We start from the raw sequence: 17,988 nt of genomic DNA on the forward strand, positions 1-17,988 counted from the left end.
GACTGGTTCGGAGGTCCGGGGTGGCGGACGACGCGCGTGGCGACGGGGTGCGGGGGCTCGCGATGCTGGCCTCGGCGCTGGCGGGCCGCGCGGTGGCCGTCGCCGAACTGCAGCCGGGTGAACCGCCGTGGACGGACGGCCAGACGATCTACGTCGACCCGGTCGCGCCAGACCGCGCGCGGCTCGCATCGGTTGCGGTGCAGGCCTCGCTGATCGCGGCCGGCAGTCTGGATCCCGCCATTGTGCGTGCCCTGGTACGCCACCCGCGGCTGGCCAGACGCTATCTGGCGGTGGAGGGTCATCGCGCACTGGTGAGTAACGCCGACGTGCTGCCGGGCATCCTTGCGTCGGTCGGTGATCGCGGCGTCGCCGGCCGCAGTGACTCGCCTGCGGCGTCGCTGCGCATCGCCTCCGGCCGGGGCGCCGTCGAGGTCCCGCGGCCGGAATTCGGCGTGATACGTGCGGCAAAGGTGGTGACGGCGGCCTCCCGCTTGGCACCGCAACGGAATCAGGCTGAATCCCAACACGTTCCGCGAAATTCGAGCGATCAGAAGCGGGAACTCGAGGAGCTCGACGACGGTGACGTCGACGATTCCGACGACCCGGACTTGTTCACCAGCCCGGTGGGCGGGGGCGGCTTCATCGGCAAATGGCTGAAAAAGATGCTGTCGTCCGCGCGCAAGACCGGGAGCGGCGGGGGTCCGCCCGGCGCGGACGGCTTCACGCATCGCACCAACTCCACCAAGCGCGGCGCCTACGCCGTGGCGTCGCTGGCGTCGGCGCCCGGGGACGAGGGGAACGAGCAGGACCCCATCGCGGACGGCGTGCGGTATCCGGAATGGGATGTGGCGCGCAAGAGCTACCGGCCCGCATGGTGCACCGTGCGCGAGATCCAACCCGAGATCAAGGCCACCGCGACACAGGCCATCGACGACGCCATCGGTGTGCGCCGGCCACTTTCGCGGCTCGGCATGGGGTTGCACCGCCGGCACCGGCAGTCGCAAGGCGACGACATCGACATCGATGCCGCCGTCGAAGCCCGGGTCGAAGTGCGGGCCGGCGCGGTGCCCGACGAGGCGGTGTACCTCGACAGCCTGCGGCGCCGGCGCGACCTGTCGGTGTTGCTGCTGCTCGACGTGTCGGGGTCGGCGGGCGAACCGGGAACGGTCGGGCGGACGGTCCACGAGCAACAGCGCGCCGCGGTCGCCAACCTCACCGTGGCCCTGCACGACCTGGGCGACCGCGTCTCGCTCTACGCCTACTACTCGCAGGGCCGGCGCGCGGTGAGCATGGTGCCCGTGAAGCGCTTCGACGACCAGCTGAACGCCCTGGTCATCCGGCGGCTCAACAGCCTGGAACCCGGCGCGTACTCGCGGCTCGGCGCGGCGATCCGGCACGGTTCGGCGGTCCTGGAGGCGCGCGGCGGAACGTCGCGGCGGCTGCTGGTGGTGCTGTCCGACGGGCTCGCCTACGACCACGGATACGAGCGCGCCTACGGTGCCGCCGACGCGCGCCGCGCCCTGACCGAGGCCCGCCGGCGGGGGACCGGCTGTGTGTGCCTGACCGTCGGCGCGGGCACCGACGTGCAATCGCTGCGCAGGGTGTTCGGCAGCGCCGCGCACGCGACGATCGCACGCCCCGATCAGCTGGCCGGCGTCGTCGGCCCGCTGTTTCGGTCTGCGCTGCGCTCGGCGGAGGTTCGCCGCAGGGTGTCGGTGATGTCAAGTCCCAGAACACAGTTGGCGCGCCAACTCACCGGCCCCGCACGCTACGACGCTTGAAAACAAACATCTGTTCCGGCTAGGCTCCAATCGCCGGACGATCTGAAGGGAAGCTATGGCCAACGAGTCCGGGCTTGCGTACTTCGACCGCGGTAAGTCCGAGGGGGACGAAAAGGGAGAAGTGCGGCCCTATTACCAGGCGGTCGGCAGCGAAGAGGCCGTCTTCAAGGCGGCGTACCGCCAGGGCCTGTCGCTGGTCCTCAAGGGTCCGACGGGCTGCGGAAAGACCCGATTCGTCGAGGCGATGGCCTACGACCTGGGCCGGCCGCTGATCACCGTCGCCTGTCATGACGACCTGACGACCGCGGACCTGGTCGGCCGCTATCTGCTGCGCGGTGACGAGACCGTCTGGGTGGACGGCCCGCTGACCCGGGCCGTGCGCGAGGGTGCCATCTGCTACCTCGACGAAGTGGTCGAAGCCCGGCAGGACACCACCGTGGTCCTGCATCCGCTCGCCGACCACCGCCGTCAGCTGCCCATCGAGCGGCTCGGTGTCACGCTGGACGCCGCCCCCGGATTCGGCCTGGTGGTGTCGTACAACCCGGGGTATCAGAGCGTGCTCAAGGACCTCAAGGATTCGACCCGGCAGCGTATGGTGGCGATCGAATTCGACTTCCCCGCAGCCGATGTCGAAGAGGGAATCGTCGCGCACGAGGCCGGGGTGGACGCCGCCATCGCGGCCGAGTTGGTCCGTTTCGGCCAGGCGATCCGCCGGCTGGAGACCGGTGGGCTGCGTGAGGTCGCGTCGACGCGCGTGCTGATCGCGGCGGGCAGGCTGGTGGCCGAGGGGCTGAGCATGAAAGAGGCCGCCCGGGCCGCCATAGCGGGGCCGCTCACCGACGATGTGGCGGTGGGCAGGGCCCTGGGCGAGATGATCGAGATCTATCTGTGCGGGCCCGACGGGCCCGGTCATTGACGCTGCATACCGGCCCGGCTAGGGTCTGAACAAATATTAGGTTTTTGATTTGGGGCGCGCGCCTGAGTTCGTCACCCGGGAGGTCAGATGTCCTACGAGAGCAGCGCTGAGCCGATCAAGGTCGGTTACCTGATGGATTTCACGCTGCCGCCGGGCTTTCCGGAGGATCTGTTCGCGTCGTTCACCCAGACCTTCGACCTCATCTTCGAGGAGGCCGTCGCCCAGGGCCTGATGGACCGTCCGGTGCAGATGATCTATCGCGAGGTGGAGGGCCTGCCCAAGGGTTCGGTCAAGGCGGTGATCGATGCCTACGGCGAACTGGTCGACGAGGGCTGCCTGGTGGTCTTCGGCCCCAACATCACCGACAACTGTGTGCCGTTGCGCGAAGCGATCGAGGAGCGGTTCAAGGTGCCCGCGATCAGCGTGACCGGCACCGACGACTGGCTAGGCGAGTGGACCTTCGCGTTCCCCCAGGGATCGATGACCGACGAACCCATCTTCCTGGCCGACCTGATCGCCAAGCGGGGACTCGCCGAGGTCGGTGTCCTGGTCGAGCAGAGCCTCATCGGGGAGAGCTACCTGAAGAACCTGCGAAGTGCCTGTCGGCGCAAGGGCATTCGGATCGTGGCGGAGGCGGCGATCGCCCAGACGGCTCAGGACATCAACGCTGCGGTGCAGACGCTCCACGAGGCAAAGGCCGAGGCGATCGTGCACCTGGGATTCGGGTTCGGGATCGTCTTCATCAACCCGGCGCTCGAGGCTCTCGGCTGGGACCCACCCCGCTTCACCACCACCGCGTGGCAGAACGCCTGGGTGAACCCGATCATGTGGAACGCGTTCATGGGCTGGATCGGCGTCGACCAATACGACGAGGCCAACCGTATCGGCCAGGACTTCCTCGACAGCTACGCCAAGAAGTACAACGGCAGCCGCCCCGAGTTCTGCGTGACCGTGGTGAATCGCGACGTCGCCGCGACACTCGTGCGCGCATTCACCGACGCGCACCCGCTCAGCCCGCGCGGCGTCAAGGAGGCGCTGGAGCGGGTGAAGATGATGCCCGCCGCCTCGGGGGCGCCCGGAACCCGAGTCTCCTTCGGCAAGTGGACGCGCCGGGCATGGATGGGCGCCGGGTATCTCGTGGCCCGGACGTTGGATGCCGACGGCGTCAACTCGCACCTGGTTGATCGCTTCGGCGAGGAAGGGTGACGACGATGTCCACCGAACAGTCCACACCCCCTGCCGCGCAGCAGGAAACGGTTTCCCCGCCGCGAACCGACAGGCGCGGCTGGGGCGGTTGGATCTCCGGCGCCGCGCTGGCCGCCTTCGTGTTGTTCTTCATCGCGAACTGCCGGGTGGCCCTCGACCCGCGGGTGGCCAATCCGAACGTGCAGGGGCGGCCGCGCCCGGTGAAGTTCATGTTCGGGCTGGACTACATCGACTTCCTGGACTGGGCCACCGTGGTGGCGCTGATCGTGCTGTTGATCGTCTTCATCAGGGGCTGGCGCCGCAACCCCGGCAGCCCGGCGATGCTGATGTTCTTGTGCACCACGCTGATCGTGTGGCAGGACCCGATCATGAACTGGTCGCCGTTCGCGGTCTACAACCCCGATCTGGTGCACTGGCCGGAATCCTGGCCGCTGGTTTCGCTGTCGCCGACGGTCGAGCCGTTCGTGGTCTTCGGTTACGTGATGTTCTACTTCGGCCCCTACTTCCCGGCCGTCTGGCTGCTGCGCAAGCTGCAGGCGAAATACGGGCCCGCGAGCTATGCGTCGCGGCACCCGTTGGTGTGCCTGGGTCTGATCACCCTGGTGATCGGTTTCGTTTTCGACGCCTTCCTGGAGAACACCCTCGTCCACTGGGGCATGTACATCTACTCGCAGGTCATTCCCTGGGGATCGGTGTTCACCGGCACGACATTCCAGTTCCCGTTGATCTGGGAGTCGTTCTCGGTGTGCTTCGTGATGGTGCCGGCCGCGATCCTGTGTTACCGCGACGACACGGGTAAGTCGGTCGCGGAAAAGCTTGCTGCAAAGGCGAAGTTGTTCCCGGGGCGACCGGTGCTGGGCACGTTCCTGGTGATGTTCGTCATCATCAACGTGTCCTACTTCGCGTACGGCGGCTGGTTCTGGGTCATCAAGGTCAGCCATGCCGCCACCTCGGTGGCGTGCCCGTGGCCGTACCCCGAGGCCAAAGTCTATGACCCGCAAGGCTTCTACGAGAAGGCGGGCGCGCAGGGTCCGTTCTCGGTCGGCATCTGGTCGACGTGGGCGAGCGGGGAGCCCAACGGTCGACCCCACGTCGAGCCGCCGCCGCCGGGCGAAGGCCCGTGTGCGACTCCCCCGTCGGGCAACCATGGCTGAGCCGCGCACGGTCGTCATCACCGGCGCGTCGCGCGGGTTGGGGTTCGCCTCGGCGGTGCGGCTGTATCGGGAGGGGTGGCGGGTCGTCGCGGCCATGCGCACACCCGACCGGGGAATGCCGCTGCTGCGTCGGGCGATTCAGGACCGAGGGCTGTCGCCCGACGACGAACGGTTGATCGGTGTGCAGCTCGACCTGACGGACACCGCGTCGATCACCGCGGCGGCCAAGGCCATCGAAGAGGCCGTGGGTGCACCGTATGCGCTGGTGCACAACGCGGGCATCTCCGCCGCCGGAATGGTGGAGGAGACCGACATGGCGTTGTGGCAGCGCATGTTCGCCACCAGCGTCCTGGGGCCCGTCGCGCTCACCCAGGCCCTGCTGCCGTCGATGCGCGCGGCCGGTGCGGGCCGAATTGTGTTGGTGTCCAGCGCCGCTGGAGTGCGCGGTCAGCCCGCCACCGCGCCGTACTCGGCGGCCAAGGGGGCGCTGGAGCGGTGGGGGGAATCGATGGCGTGCGAGATCGCGCCCTTCGGACTCGGGGTCACCGTGGTGGTCGCCGGCACCTATGACACCGAGATCATCACCGACGCCGGCACCACCGACGATCGCAACTTCGAGGGCCCGTACGCCCGGCTGCACAACACCATGAACAGCCGCGGTCGCTTGGCGATGAAGATGGCCCGGCCACCGGAGCGCTTCACCGATGGCCTGCTCAGGGCGCTCGAGGACCGCGCGCCGTTTCGCCGCCGCGGCATCGGCCCGGACGCGTCGATCTTGCTGGCGGCCAACAGGATCCTGCCCGCCTCGGGCATGCACCACATGTCGCGGACCGTGCTGGGCATACCCAAACAGGGGTCGATGCGGGGCGGGGCGTGGCCGTTGACGACAAGTCAAAAGGCGATGGTGCTCGCCGCACGCGTTCTTCCGCAGCCCGTGCTGCAGCGCCTTGCGGCGCTGGCGGGGCGGCGTCAACAGGGGAGTGAGGGGAACTGATGGAGCAACTTTTCGACGACCTGGAAGACTTCGGCGCGTTCGATGACGCGGTGTCGGGCGACGTGCGCGACCCGTACACCGAATTGGCCCGGCTGCGCCGCGAGGAACCCATTCAGCGCCTCGACGCGTCGGGCATGCCGCATGAGGAATCCAAGCCCGTCTTCATCGTCTACCGCCACGAGGAAGCCCAGCAGATGCTGCGCGACAACGAGACGTTCTCCTCGGCGGCCGTCATCGCCGCGTTCGGCCCCGTGCTGGGGGAGCGGGTCATGCTCGGCATGGACGAGCCGGTGCACGGCCGGCTGCGATCGCTGGTGTCAAAGGCCTTCTCGCAGAAGGCCTTGGCGCGGTGGGAAGACGAATTGGTCGGGCGCGTGGGCAACAGCCTGATCGACAAGTTCGCGGCCAACGGCAAGGCCGATTTGGTCAAGGAATTCACCTTCGACTATCCCAGTCAGATCATCGCCGGCCTGCTGGGCCTGCCGCAGGAGGACTACCCGCAGTTTCAGCGCTGGTCCATCTCGCTGCTGAGCTGGATGCTGAATCCGGAACGCGGGCTTGCCGCCTCGGCCGCGCTGTGCGACTACTTCGCGCCGATCCTCGCGTCCCGCCGCGCCGAGCCCAAGGACGATCTGATCAGCGGGCTGGCCCAGGCGGAGATCGACGGCGAGAAACTCGAGGACGAGGAGATCTACTCGTTCCTGCGCCTGCTGCTCCCCGCCGGCGTCGAGACGACCTACCGGTCGCTCGGCAGCCTGCTGTTGGCGCTGCTGTCCGACCCCGTGCAGCTCGATGCCATCCGCGCCGACCGGTCGCTGCTGCCTCAGGCCATCGAAGAAGGCGTGCGGTGGGAACCGCCCCTGCTGACCATCACCCGGGTGGCCACCCGCGACACCCAACTCGGCGGGGTGCCGATACCGGCCGGCTCGACGGTGATGCCGATGCTGGGCGCGGCCAATCGGCAGGAAGACCGCTACCCCGAACCGGACACGTTCGACATCCACCGGGAGGCTCGGGCGCACCTGGGCTGGGGGCACGGCGTACACGTCTGCCTCGGCATGCACCTGGCGCGCCTCGAGATGCGCACCGCCATCAACCTGCTGCTCGACCGCCTGCCGAATCTTCGGCTGGACCCCGACGGGGACGACCCGCACATCCGCGGTCAGGTCTTCCGGTCACCGACGTCGGTTCCGGTGCTGTTCGATCCGCAGTAACCAGCCCGGCAGCGGTTGCAACTTGCCAATCGGCTAGGTTGCGGTAAGGCTCTCAGTAGCCCTTCAACGACCCAGAAGAGAGTGACAGATATGACTGAGGCTGTAAAGGTCCGCTTCGAGCCGAAGATGATGATCGACGGCAAGCTCGTTGACGGGCAGGCCGGCACCTTCACGAACATCAATCCGGCGACCGAAGAGTCGCTCGGGGAGGTGGCCGACGCCTCCAAGGAGGACATGCACCGGGCCATCGACGCCGCCCGGCGCGCCTTCGACGAGACCGACTGGTCCACCAACAAGGAGTTGCGCAAACGCTGCCTGCTACAGCTGCACGAGGCGATCGAATCGGAGAAGGAAGAACTGCGCGAGGAGCTGATCCTTGAGGTCGGCTCGCCGCGGGCCATCACGTTCGGCCCCCAGCTGGACGCCCCGCTGGAAGACGGGCTGAAGTATCCCGCCCGGTTGATCGACGAGTATGCGTGGGAGACCGACCTGGGCGACAAGGTCATCAGCCTCACCGGCACGCTAACCACCCGCAAGGTCTGGCGGGAGCCGGTGGGTGTGGTCGGGGCGATCGTGCCGTGGAACTTCCCGTTCGAGGTCACCCTCAACAAGCTCGGCCAGGCGCTGGGCACCGGCAACACGGTGGTGCTCAAGCCGGCGCCGAACACGCCGTTCAACGCCACCCGGCTCGGCCGGTTGATCGCCGAGAAGACCGACATCCCCGCCGGTGTGGTCAACGTCGTCACCGCGTCCGACCACTTCGTGGGCGAGGAGCTCACGCTGTCGCCGAAGGTCGACCTGATCTCCTTCACCGGTTCGACGGTCGTCGGCAAGCGGATCATGGAAAAGGGTGCGGCCACCATGAAGCGGCTGTTTTTGGAGCTCGGCGGCAAGTCGGCGACCATCGTCCTGGAGGACGCGGACTTCGGGACGGCGTGCATGGTCGGCATCGCGCCGTGCATGCACGCCGGTCAGGGGTGCGCCAACCCGACCCGGCTGTTGTTGCCACGGTCCCGGTACGACGAGGGCGTGGAGATCCTGAAGAACATCTACGAGAACGTGACATGCGGCGACCCGCAGGACCCCGCAACGCTGTGCGGGCCGGTGATCTCGCAACGCCAGTTCGAGCGCGTCACCGGCTACATCCAGAAGGGTGTCGACGAGGGCGCCACCGCGCTGGTCGGCGGCCCCGGCGCGGAAACCGGCTTTGATAAGGGATACTTCATCCGGCCGACGCTTTTCACCAACGTCGACAACAAGATGACCATCGCGCAGGCGGAGATCTTCGGCCCGGTACTCTCGGTCATCCCGTTCGATGACGAAGAGGACGCGATCCGGATCGCCAACGAGAGCGTGTACGGGCTGGCCGGCAACGTCTTCGCCGGTTCCCTCGAGCGTGCGCTGTCGGTCACACGCCGCATCAAGGCCGGCTTCATGGGCGTCAACGGTGGCGCCCCGTACGGGGCCGACACGCCGTTCGGTGGCTACAAGGAAAGCGGTGTGGGGCGCCAGAACGGTGTGGCCGGGTTCGACCAGTACACCGAGATCAAGTCGGTCGCATACCCTGCCGGGTAGATCACCTTTCGACGGATTGCCGCCAGGGTCGCGGTTTCGGGCTTAGGCACGGCCGTGGTGACAATCTCGTTGCGGTAACCCATGCGTGTGGACCGCGAATTCGTCTTCGCCGCCGTCGCCGACGAGCGGCGTCGCATCGCATGTCTGCTGGACGGATTGAGCCCCGCACAATTGGCCACGCCGAGCCTGTGTGCGGGTTGGGATGTCAAGACAGTCGCCGCTCATGCGGTCAGCAGTGCCACGGATGGCACCCCCACATTCCTGCGGCTCGCGCTGCGCCGTAGGAGCATGGCTCGCGCGATCGACGAATTGGCCCGCCGCCGTGGCGAATTGCCGGCCGCTGAGATCGTAGCCAGTCTGCGCGAGTGCGCGGATCGCCGGATCGATCCGCCACTATTCGGACCGCTGGACCCACTGGCGGATGTCTTGGTGCATAGCGCTGACATCCGGATCCCACTCGGACTGCCCTTCCAACCCGATCCGCAGCGAGCAGCATTGGCCATGGACTTCTTGACCGGCCGGTGGCCGTTCGGCTTCGTTCCCCTCGGGCGATTACGCGGAATCCGCCTGTGCGCCGGTGATATTGACTGGGCTTGGGGCAGCGGTGCGGAAATCCGCGGACCGGTCGCCGCTCTGATGCTGGCTGTCACCGGCCGCACTGCGCTCCTAGGCATGCTCGACGGGCCCGGCCTGCCGATACTTGTCTCGCGGTTGTCGGTGCAGTCCGGTGACCCTCGCCGCAAAGCTTGACCTAATATTTGTTCAGCCCTAGATTGGCAGGTGAAGTCGCGTCGCCCGGGTTCACGCTGGTGGTGCGGTTACCTGGATGCCTAGGAGTCCTGTTGAGTGATCTCGAATCGGTCGATTTCTTCACTGACCTATCCCTGATTCCTGACCCGTACCCCTACTTCGACGACCTGCGCGCGCGTTGCCCGGTGTTGGAGCGACCCGAGCAGGGCGTGATGGCGGTAACGGGACACTCCGAGGCGCTCGCGGTCTACAAAGATCCGGCGTTCTCGTCGTGCGTCTCGGTCGCTGGCCCGTTTGCGGGATTGCCTTTCGAGCCCGAAGGCGACGACATCGGTCACTTGATCGAACAATATCGCTCGCAGATCCCAATGAGCGAACACATCGTGACTCAAGACCCACCGGAGCACGCCCGGACGCGGGGTCTGCTCAGTCGCCTGCTAACGCCCAAGCGGCTCAAGGAAAATGAAGACTTCATGTGGCGACTCGCCGATCAGCAGCTCGACGAGTTCCTGTCACGCGGGAGTTGTGAATTCCTCGACGAGTACGCGCGACCGTTCTCCGGCCTGGTGATCGCCGACCTCCTGGGGGTTCCAGTCGAGGACCACGAAGAGTTTCGGGACGTGTTTTCCGGCAAGTTCTCCGGTGGGGTCGAGGACGACTCGATGACCCGCGCGCACAATCCGCTGGAATACCTCGACGAGAAGTTCACCACCCACATCACAGAACGACGCCGACAACCACGCGAAGACGTGTTGACCGAGCTGTCCCAGGCGAAGTATCCCGACGGCTCGATACCGGAAGTCATCGACGTGGTCCGGCTGGCGACGTTTCTGTTCGCGGCCGGCCAGGAAACCACGACCAAGCTACTCAGCTTTGGCGTCCGCATCCTCGCCGAGAACCCGGACTTGCAAAAGCTGCTCCGCGAAGACCGCAGCCGGATATCGAATTTCGTCGAAGAGACGCTGCGTATGGAAAGTCCGGTCAAATGCCACTTCCGGATGGCACGCACGACGACCTCGATCGGTGGCATCGACGTGCCGGCAGGGAGCACCGTGATGCTGCTGCCCGGTGCGAGCAACCGGGATGCACGAAAGTTCGAGCGACCCGATGCGTTTCTCATCGACCGGCCGAATGTGCGCGAGCATGTGGCCTTCGGTCGTGGCAATCATTCGTGCCCGGGCGCGCCGCTGGCCCGCGCCGAGGGACGGATCTCGCTGAATCGCATACTCGACCGGATGGCGGACATCACCATTGCGGAGGCGAAGCACGGGCCGACGGACGCCCGTCGTTACACCTACGACCCGACTTGGCAGATGCGAGGTCTGTCCGAGCTGCACCTCGAATTCACCCCGATTCCGTGAGTGTCCATGATTTCGGCGGGTGGGATCCCGGCTTCACCCAGCGCTTTCTCGCCGCGACGGAACCATTGGCGCGGCGCTGGTTTCGCTTCGAAGTGCGGGGGCTGGAATCGATGCCGCCTGAAGGCGGTGCCCTGGTCGTCGGCAACCACTCGGGCGGCATACTCACGCCCGACGTGCTGATCTTCGGCGCGGCGTTCTATCGCAAGTTTGGCTACAAGCGTCCGCTGTACACCCTCGGTCACGACGGGATGTTCGCAGGGCCGGTGGCGGGATGGCTGGCTCGCCTTGGCCTCATTCGTGCCAACTCGAAAAACGCCGCGCGGGCCCTTCGGGCCGGTGGTGTGGTGCTGGTGTTTCCGGGCGGGATTTACGACGCCTATCGACCGACGGTGGCGGAGAACGTCATCGATTTCAACGGCCGGACCGGATACGTCAGGGCGGCGATCGAGGCGCAGGTGCCGATCGTGCCGGTGGTCTCGATCGGCGGGCAGGAGGGGCAATTGTTCCTCACGCGGGGCACATGGCTGGCGAAGCGCCTTGGCCTGTCGCGCTGGCGATCCGACATTCTGCCCGTCACGGTGGGTTTGCCGTTCGGGCTGAGCATGATCATGCCGCCCAATCTGCCGCTGCCCACGAAAATCGTCAGCCAGGTCTTGGAACCGATCGATGTCGTCACCCAATTCGGGGACACGCCTGACGCCGTCGAGGTCGACGAGCACGTCCGCGCGGCGATGCAGCAGGCCCTGGACGGGCTGGCCCGCGAGCGGCGCTTCCCGGTTCTGGGGTAGGGCCAGTTCGACGGAACTGTGCTAGCCCGTCGACTTGACAGCGGCGGGCGGCATGGCGCTCTGCACGACGGCTATGTCATCGGGAAAGCCTGCAGCAGTTCGAATTTCGCAGAACGCGCTGACCATGGCGTCGGTGAGTTCATGGGTATCGCGCAGGGTGCGGTCGTCGGCGATTGCTGATACGTTGAGCTGATCGACGTAGCTCCATACGGTGATATTGATGGCGCAGGCGGTGATGAGCGGACCCGCCGAATATATCTCGCTGACCGGGGCGCCTGCGAAACGGCCGCGTTCACGAGGCCCCATCACATTGGAAATCGGGATGTTGAACAGCCTGTTTCGGGTGTTTCGCCGGGCCAGCCATCTGAACGCAAGCGGGGCTGCGGCGCCCGGCAGGTAGCTGATCAATCTGCCATACAGCTCGGGGCCGAACAGCTCGTTGTTCTCCTTGGCGATTGCAGTGCTGATCGTCGTCAGCCGCACCCGCTCTAGCGGATCGGCGATGTGCGTCGGCAGCGACACCGCCATGCCACCCAGCTCGTTGCCGCTGATCCGCTGTGGTGACCTGTCCGTCGTGGCCGGGACCGAAGCTACCAGTGGTTGGTCCGCCGTGCCGTCATAGCGCAAGAGCAGTTCGCGCAACGCGCCCGCGGCGATTGCCATTACCATGTCGTTGATGGTGATCTGCAACTGTTTACCCGTCTCTTTAACCTGAGCCAAAGATAGGGTGGCGGTGGCGAAAGTCCTTGCAGGAGAGACCTTGTGGTTGATGAACGTCGGCGGCGCATGCAAGATGCGGGCAAGGTCCGGCTGCCTACTGCGCTGCCGTGCGCGTCGTCGCAGCCGTCGCGTCGCGGCGAGCGCCTCGGTGAGCACCCCGGGTAACCCGGCGGCCTGCCGGGCGTGATCCTCCGCGGCGGCGCGCAGCAGCTGCGCGGTTGAGGGCGTAGCGCACGTTGTGTCAGTGTCGCGGTCGTCCTGCACTGGACCGGGCAAGTCCATGATCCTGGCCAGCAGATTGGCGGAGGCGACGCCGTCGGCCAAGGCGTGGTGAATCTTGCCGATGATCGCGAATTTGTGATCGGCCATGCCTTCGGCGAAGTGGAACTCCCACAATGGACGGTCGCGATCCAGTGGAATACTGGCGATCTGCCCGATCACCTCGTCAAGCTCGCGGCGCCCACCCGGGGCGGGCACCGCAACGCGCCGCACATGATAGTCCATGTCGACGTCGCAGTTTTGCAGCCACATCGGATGATGCAACCGCCATGGGATTTCGATCAGCTTGTAGCGCAACGGATCCAGCCGATGCAAGCGCCGACGCAGCGTGTGCCGGAACAGGTCGAAGCTCAGCTCACCGTCAAAGTCGGCGGCATCGACGATTGCGATCTTCATCGTGTGCGTGTGCAGGTTCGGCGTCTCGCTGTACAACAGCATCGCGTCCATACCGTTGAGCCGCTTCACTCGACCATTATTGCCCCGCACCGCCTGCGATGAGAACAAAATTCTGGTTCGTGGGCGTTGACGTCGGCGGCTGGCCTAAAACCAACCCCCGGCCCTCGCCCTCCCAACCCCTTGGTTGACAATCGAGGCAAGACTCACTCGTTTTTCGAAGTCCACGTGTCAAAGGAGACAAGACCATGGCTGAAGCCGTCATCGTCGAGGCAGTGCGTTCACCGATCGGGAAGCGCAACGGCGGATTGTCCGGGGTGCACCCGGCGGATCTGTCCGCGCAGGTGCTCAACGGCCTGGTGGACAAGGCCGGCGTCGACCCGGGCATCGTCGACGACGTCATCTGGGGCTGCGTCATGCAGGCCGGGGAGCAGGCTCTCGACATCGGCCGCACCGCGCTGCTGACCGCCGGGTGGCCCGAGACCGTCCCCGGCGTGACCGTCGACCGTCAGTGCGGGTCGAGCCAGCAGTCGATCCACTTCGCGGCCGCCGGGGTGATCGCCGGGCACTACGACGTCGTCGTCGCCGGCGGCGTCGAGTCGATGTCGCGCACCCCGATGGGGGCGTCGCTGGCCAACGGCGGGCGGCCGTACTCGCAGGCGTTCCTGGACCGCTACCAGGGCCAGATCCCCAACCAGGGCATCGGGGCGGAAATGATCGCCGAGAAGTGGGGCTTCGACCGCACGGCGCTCGACGAGTTCTCGTTGGCCTCGCACGAAAAGGCCGCGGCCGCACAGGATTCCGGTGCCTTCGACGATCAGATTGTCGGCATCAAGGATCAGGACGGCAATGTGGTCCTCAAGGACGAGGGCATCCGCCGCGGCACGCCGATGGAGAAGATGGCCTCGCTGAAGCCGGCGTTCAAGGAGGACGGCGTGATCCACGCCGGCAACTCGTCGCAGATCTCCGACGGTTCGGCGGCGCTGCTTTTCATGTCGGCCGAGAAGGCCAAGGAGCTGGGCCTCAAGCCGATCGCCAAGGTGCACACCGCTTCGCTAGCCGGGGCCGACCCGGTGATCATGCTGACCGCCCCCATCCCGGCGACGCAGAAGGTGCTGAAGAAATCGGGGCTGTCCATCGACGACATCGGCGCCTACGAGGTCAACGAGGCGTTCGCGCCGGTCCCGCTGGCGTGGCTCAAGGACATCGGCGCCGACGAGAAGAAGCTCAACCCCAACGGCGGCGCCATCGCGCTGGGCCACCCGCTCGGCGGATCCGGCGCCCGGATCATGACCACCCTGCTGTATCACATGCGGGACAAGGGAATTCGCTACGGTCTGCAGACCATGTGCGAGGGTGGCGGCCAGGCCAACGCCACCATCGTGGAACTGTTGTGACCCAGGAGCCGGGCGCCCTGGCCGAACGCCGGGGCAACGTGATGGTGATAACCATCAACCGGCCGGAGGCCCGCAACGCGGTCAACGCCGCGGTCAGCATCGGTGTCGGGGATGCGCTCGAAGCGGCGCAACACGACCCCGAGGTGCGGGCGGTGGTGCTCACCGGCGCGGGCGACAAGTCGTTCTGCGCCGGTGCCGACCTCAAGGCGATCGCGCGGCGCGAAAACCTGTATCACCCCGACCATCCCGAATGGGGCTTCGCCGGCTACGTGCACCACTTCATCGACAAGCCGACCATCGCGGCGGTGAACGGGACCGCGTTGGGCGGCGGCACCGAGCTGGCGTTGGCCAGTGACCTGGTGGTGGCCGACGAGCGGGCCCAGTTCGGGCTCCCCGAGGTCAAGCGTGGGCTGATCGCCGCCGCCGGTGGCGTTTTCCGCATCGCGCAGCAGCTGCCGCGCAAGGTGGCGATGCAACTGCTGCTGACCGGCGAGCCGCTCACCGCGGCCGCCGCTTGCGAGTGGGGGCTGATCAACGAGGTCGCCCCGCAGGGCTCGGTGCTGGACGCAGCGCTGGCGCTGGCGGCGCGGGTCACCGTCAACGCGCCGCTGTCGGTGCAGGCCAGCAAGCGGGTCGCCTACGGCGTCGACGACGGGGTCGTCGTCGGCGACGAGCCGGGTTGGGACCGCACCGTGCGCGAGATGCGGGTTTTGCTCAAATCCGAGGACGCCAAGGAGGGGCCGCTGGCGTTCGCCGAGAAGCGGGAGCCGGTCTGGAAGGCGCGGTAACGCGCTGCTAGGCGGGCTAGTGCGCCAGGACGTTCACCCCGCGGCGGAACACCCCCGGTAGCAGCGTGCACGCCGGCACGACGGCGCGGCGCACCGCGGGCGGCGTGCTGGCCAGCACCAGCCCGCGGGTGAGCAGCCGGTAGTCGCGGGTGATCCGGTGCCAGGCCTGCTCGTAGGACGCGGGCGCCTCGGCGGCGATGGCATCGACGGCCGCGGCGGCCTGCTTGAGTGCCAGACTGATGCCCTCGCCGGTCAGGGCGTCCTCGTAACCGGCGGCGTCGCCGACCAGCAGGACGCGGCCCGCGACGCGCCGCGAGACCACCTGGCGGAGCGGGCCGCAGCCGCGCGGCTGCCCGCGGCTCGCGCCCTCCAGCTGCCGGGCCAGCCGCGGAAACCAGGCCAGGTCGGGCCGCCCGCGGGACAGAATCGCCATCCCGACCAGGTCGGGCTCGACCGGCGTCACGTACGCCTCGCCCCAGCGCGACCAGTGCACCTCGACGAAGTCGGTCCACGCCGGCACCCGGTAGTGCCAACGCACGCCGTAGCGTCGCGGCGTTCCCGCCGTCGTCGCGATGCCGACGTCCCGCCGGACCTGTGAATGCAGGCCGTCGGCCGCCACCAACCATTTCGCGCGCACCCCCGCGGCCGAGACGCCGTGCGCGTCCTGCCGGACACCGGTCACCCGCGCTCGGATCCAGTCGGTGTCTTGCTCTTTGGCGCGCGCGGCCAGCGCCGCGTGCAGCGTGGTGCGACGCACGCCGCGCCCCGGCCCGCCGCGAAACCGCGCCTGGGCCCGCCGCCGTTCGCTCACGTAGGCGATGCCATGGAACGGCATGCCGGCCGGGTCGACGCCCAGCGCGGTGAGCTCGGCCAGGCCGCCGGGCATCAGCCCCTCACCGCACGCCTTGTCGATGGGGCTCTCGCGCGGCTCGGCCACGATCACCGAAAGTCCAAGGCGTCGAGCGTGTAACGCCGTGGCCAGGCCGCCGGGGCCGCCGCCGACGATCAGCAGGTCCGCGTCGTAATCGCTCATGTGTAACCCAGAGCCGAGTTCTCCACCCGCAGCCGCACCCCGAGCAACGCGGCGTTGGCCAGCGTGAAGATGGCCGCGGTCAGCCACGCCGTGTGCACCAGCGGCAATGCCAACCCCTCAGCCACCACTGCAACATAGTTCGGATGGTGCAGCCAGCGGTAGGGACCCCGTCGCACCAGCGGGGCCTGCGGCAGCACGATCACCCGGGTGTTCCACCGCCGCCCCAGCGTCGCGATGCACCACCAGCGCAGCGCCTGGCTGGCCGCCACCACCGCCAGCATCGGCCAGCCCAGCCACGGAATGAACGGCCGGTGCAGCGCCCACGGTTCGACGAGGCAACCGACCAGCAGCCCGGTGTGGATGACCACCATCACCGGATAGTGCGATCGGCCAAATTCTTTGGCGCCCTGGGTAAACGACCATCGCGCGTTGCGGGTGGACACCACCAGCTCGGCGACGCGCTCGACCCCGACGGCCAGCACCAGCAGGTAATACATGGCTACAGTCTTTACCAGCGCTACCAGGCCAGCAGCACCAGTTCGGAGCAGAACGCCGGCCCCATCGCGATCATCAGGCCGATCGAGCCCGGCGCCGGCGGATCGGCCATGTTGGCCGCGAGCACGTCGAGCACCGAGACCGACGACAGATTGCCGTTCTCGCGCAACGACTTTCGGGTGCGGTCCAGGGCGTCCGCGGGCAGGTCCAACACGTGCTCGACGGCCTCGATCACCCGCGGGCCGCCCGGGTGGCACACCCAGGTCGTCACGTCGCGGGGGCGCAAACCGTAGTCGGCGAGGAAATCGCGGACGTCGTCGCCCAGGTATTTCTCGGCGATGGTGGCGATGTCGGCGGACAGCACGATGCGGAATCCGTCGCCGCCGATCTTCCAGCCCATGACGTCTTCGGTGTCGGGATAGATCCGGCTGCGGGTGGCCAGCACCCGGGGTCCGGTGTGTTCGGCGCCGGTGCGTTGGGCGCCCTCGCTGATCACCACGGCCGCGCCGTCGCCGAAGAGGCTGGTGGCGACCAGGTTGGCGACGGACGTGTCGTCGCGCTGGATGGTCAGCGAGCACAGTTCGACCGCGAGCAGCGCGGCCGTGTGGTCGGGGAAGGCACGTAAATAGTCGTGCATGCGCGCCACCCCGGCCGCGCCGGCGACGCAGCCCAGCCCGAACAGCGGGACGCGTTTGACGTCGGGCCGCAGCCCGACCCGCGTCGCCAAGCGCGCCTCCAGCGTCGGCACGGCGAGCCCGGTGACCGTCGTGGAAAACACGATGTCGAGCTCCGACGGCTTGACCTTGGCCTCGTCCAGGGCCGCCACCAGCGCCTGCTCGCCGAGCTCGAGCGCGACGTCGAGGTAGGCGTCGTTGGCCTCGGTGAAGCCGCTCAGCTCGCGGTAGCGGGGCAGCCGCAAGGCGGTGTTGCGGAACTCGACCCCGCTGCTGCCGCCGAACCGGCGGAAATCGGGGCCGGCGATGTCGGTCAGCGCGCGGATGGCCTCGTGTTGGGTGTAGCGATTGGGCGGGAACTTCACCGCCACGCCGGCGATGGACGGATATTTCACCGCGGTGTCCGCGGCGCCCCCAGTGAACTTCTTCATGCCCCCGGTCACGGTGCCGGTGCCGCACCGGTTCAAATT

The 17,988-nt window shown here is 67.4% G+C and carries 16 protein-coding genes; 12 read left to right on the forward strand and 4 right to left on the reverse strand.

Features of this window, described 5'->3' with window-relative positions; all coding sequences use genetic code 11:
- The first annotated feature begins 20 nt into the window (after positions 1–20).
- From OCQ_RS05800 to OCQ_RS05845, 10 genes are all read left to right on the forward strand, one after another.
- Entirely contained in the window at positions 21–1,781 is a 1,761-nt protein-coding gene (locus tag OCQ_RS05800) for a nitric oxide reductase activation protein NorD (protein ID WP_014941421.1), read from the forward strand.
- A gap of 55 nt (positions 1,782–1,836) precedes the next feature.
- A complete protein-coding gene (locus OCQ_RS05805) occupies positions 1,837–2,697 on the forward strand; it encodes a CbbQ/NirQ/NorQ/GpvN family protein (protein ID WP_009957560.1) in 861 nt (286 codons plus the stop codon).
- 87 nt (positions 2,698–2,784) lie between these two features.
- Positions 2,785–3,903: an ABC transporter substrate-binding protein gene (locus OCQ_RS05810; RefSeq protein ID WP_009957561.1), complete on the forward strand. Its 1,119-nt coding sequence runs from the start codon at positions 2,785–2,787 to the stop codon at positions 3,901–3,903.
- Between the two features lie 5 nt (positions 3,904–3,908).
- The gene (locus OCQ_RS05815) at positions 3,909–5,057 is read left to right on the forward strand and encodes a spirocyclase AveC family protein (protein WP_041785410.1); all 1,149 of its coding nucleotides are present in this window, start codon (positions 3,909–3,911) and stop codon (positions 5,055–5,057) included.
- The gene (locus OCQ_RS05820; protein WP_014384021.1) at positions 5,050–6,051 is read left to right on the forward strand and encodes an SDR family oxidoreductase; all 1,002 of its coding nucleotides are present in this window, start codon (positions 5,050–5,052) and stop codon (positions 6,049–6,051) included. Before OCQ_RS05815 ends, OCQ_RS05820 begins: the two co-directional genes overlap by 8 nt.
- Positions 6,051–7,265, forward strand: coding sequence for a cytochrome P450 (locus OCQ_RS05825; RefSeq protein WP_014384022.1), 1,215 nt, complete (start codon positions 6,051–6,053; stop codon positions 7,263–7,265). Before OCQ_RS05820 ends, OCQ_RS05825 begins: the two co-directional genes overlap by 1 nt.
- Positions 7,266–7,355: 90 nt before the next feature.
- Positions 7,356–8,840, forward strand: a complete 1,485-nt coding sequence (locus tag OCQ_RS05830) for an aldehyde dehydrogenase family protein (RefSeq protein WP_014384023.1) — start codon at positions 7,356–7,358, stop codon at positions 8,838–8,840.
- An 87-nt stretch (positions 8,841–8,927) separates the two neighbouring features.
- Positions 8,928–9,590 carry a maleylpyruvate isomerase family mycothiol-dependent enzyme gene (locus tag OCQ_RS05835; protein WP_014381988.1) on the forward strand — a complete coding sequence of 221 codons (663 nt, stop codon included), beginning with the start codon at positions 8,928–8,930 and terminating at the stop codon, positions 9,588–9,590.
- Between the two features lie 92 nt (positions 9,591–9,682).
- A complete protein-coding gene (locus OCQ_RS05840) occupies positions 9,683–10,951 on the forward strand; it encodes a cytochrome P450 (RefSeq protein ID WP_020188677.1) in 1,269 nt (422 codons plus the stop codon).
- Complete coding sequence (locus tag OCQ_RS05845; protein WP_014381990.1) at positions 10,948–11,739, forward strand: lysophospholipid acyltransferase family protein; 792 nt, start codon at positions 10,948–10,950, stop codon at positions 11,737–11,739. Before OCQ_RS05840 ends, OCQ_RS05845 begins: the two co-directional genes overlap by 4 nt.
- Positions 11,740–11,760: 21 nt before the next feature.
- Here the strand turns inward: OCQ_RS05845 and OCQ_RS05850 are convergent, their stop codons facing one another.
- Positions 11,761–13,203 carry a WS/DGAT/MGAT family O-acyltransferase gene (locus tag OCQ_RS05850; RefSeq protein WP_014381991.1) on the reverse strand — a complete coding sequence of 481 codons (1,443 nt, stop codon included), beginning with the start codon at positions 13,201–13,203 and terminating at the stop codon, positions 11,761–11,763.
- Positions 13,204–13,379: 176 nt separating this feature from the next.
- Here OCQ_RS05850 and OCQ_RS05855 point away from each other — a divergent pair, with 176 nt between their 5' ends.
- Together OCQ_RS05855 and OCQ_RS05860 are read left to right on the forward strand one after the other, a co-directional pair.
- Positions 13,380–14,528: a thiolase family protein gene (locus OCQ_RS05855; protein WP_008254449.1), complete on the forward strand. Its 1,149-nt coding sequence runs from the start codon at positions 13,380–13,382 to the stop codon at positions 14,526–14,528.
- The gene (locus OCQ_RS05860; RefSeq protein WP_009957567.1) at positions 14,525–15,316 is read left to right on the forward strand and encodes a crotonase/enoyl-CoA hydratase family protein; all 792 of its coding nucleotides are present in this window, start codon (positions 14,525–14,527) and stop codon (positions 15,314–15,316) included. Before OCQ_RS05855 ends, OCQ_RS05860 begins: the two co-directional genes overlap by 4 nt.
- 16 nt (positions 15,317–15,332) lie before the next feature.
- Here OCQ_RS05860 and OCQ_RS05865 read toward each other — a convergent pair whose 3' ends face one another.
- From OCQ_RS05865 to OCQ_RS05875, 3 genes are read right to left on the reverse strand one after another with little or no spacing between them, the layout of a single operon-like run.
- Positions 15,333–16,349 carry an NAD(P)/FAD-dependent oxidoreductase gene (locus OCQ_RS05865; RefSeq protein ID WP_014384024.1) on the reverse strand — a complete coding sequence of 339 codons (1,017 nt, stop codon included), beginning with the start codon at positions 16,347–16,349 and terminating at the stop codon, positions 15,333–15,335.
- Complete coding sequence (locus OCQ_RS05870; RefSeq protein ID WP_014379405.1) at positions 16,346–16,846, reverse strand: isoprenylcysteine carboxyl methyltransferase family protein; 501 nt, start codon at positions 16,844–16,846, stop codon at positions 16,346–16,348. The genes OCQ_RS05865 and OCQ_RS05870 overlap by 4 nt, the downstream gene beginning before the upstream one ends.
- 20 nt (positions 16,847–16,866) lie before the next feature.
- On the reverse strand, positions 16,867–17,949 hold the full coding sequence (locus tag OCQ_RS05875) for a type III polyketide synthase (protein ID WP_043955624.1): 1,083 nt from the start codon (positions 17,947–17,949) through the stop codon (positions 16,867–16,869).
- Positions 17,950–17,988: the final 39 nt, after the last annotated feature.

It is taken from the genome of Mycobacterium paraintracellulare (assembly GCF_000276825.1).
Lineage (GTDB): Bacteria > Actinomycetota > Actinomycetes > Mycobacteriales > Mycobacteriaceae > Mycobacterium > Mycobacterium intracellulare.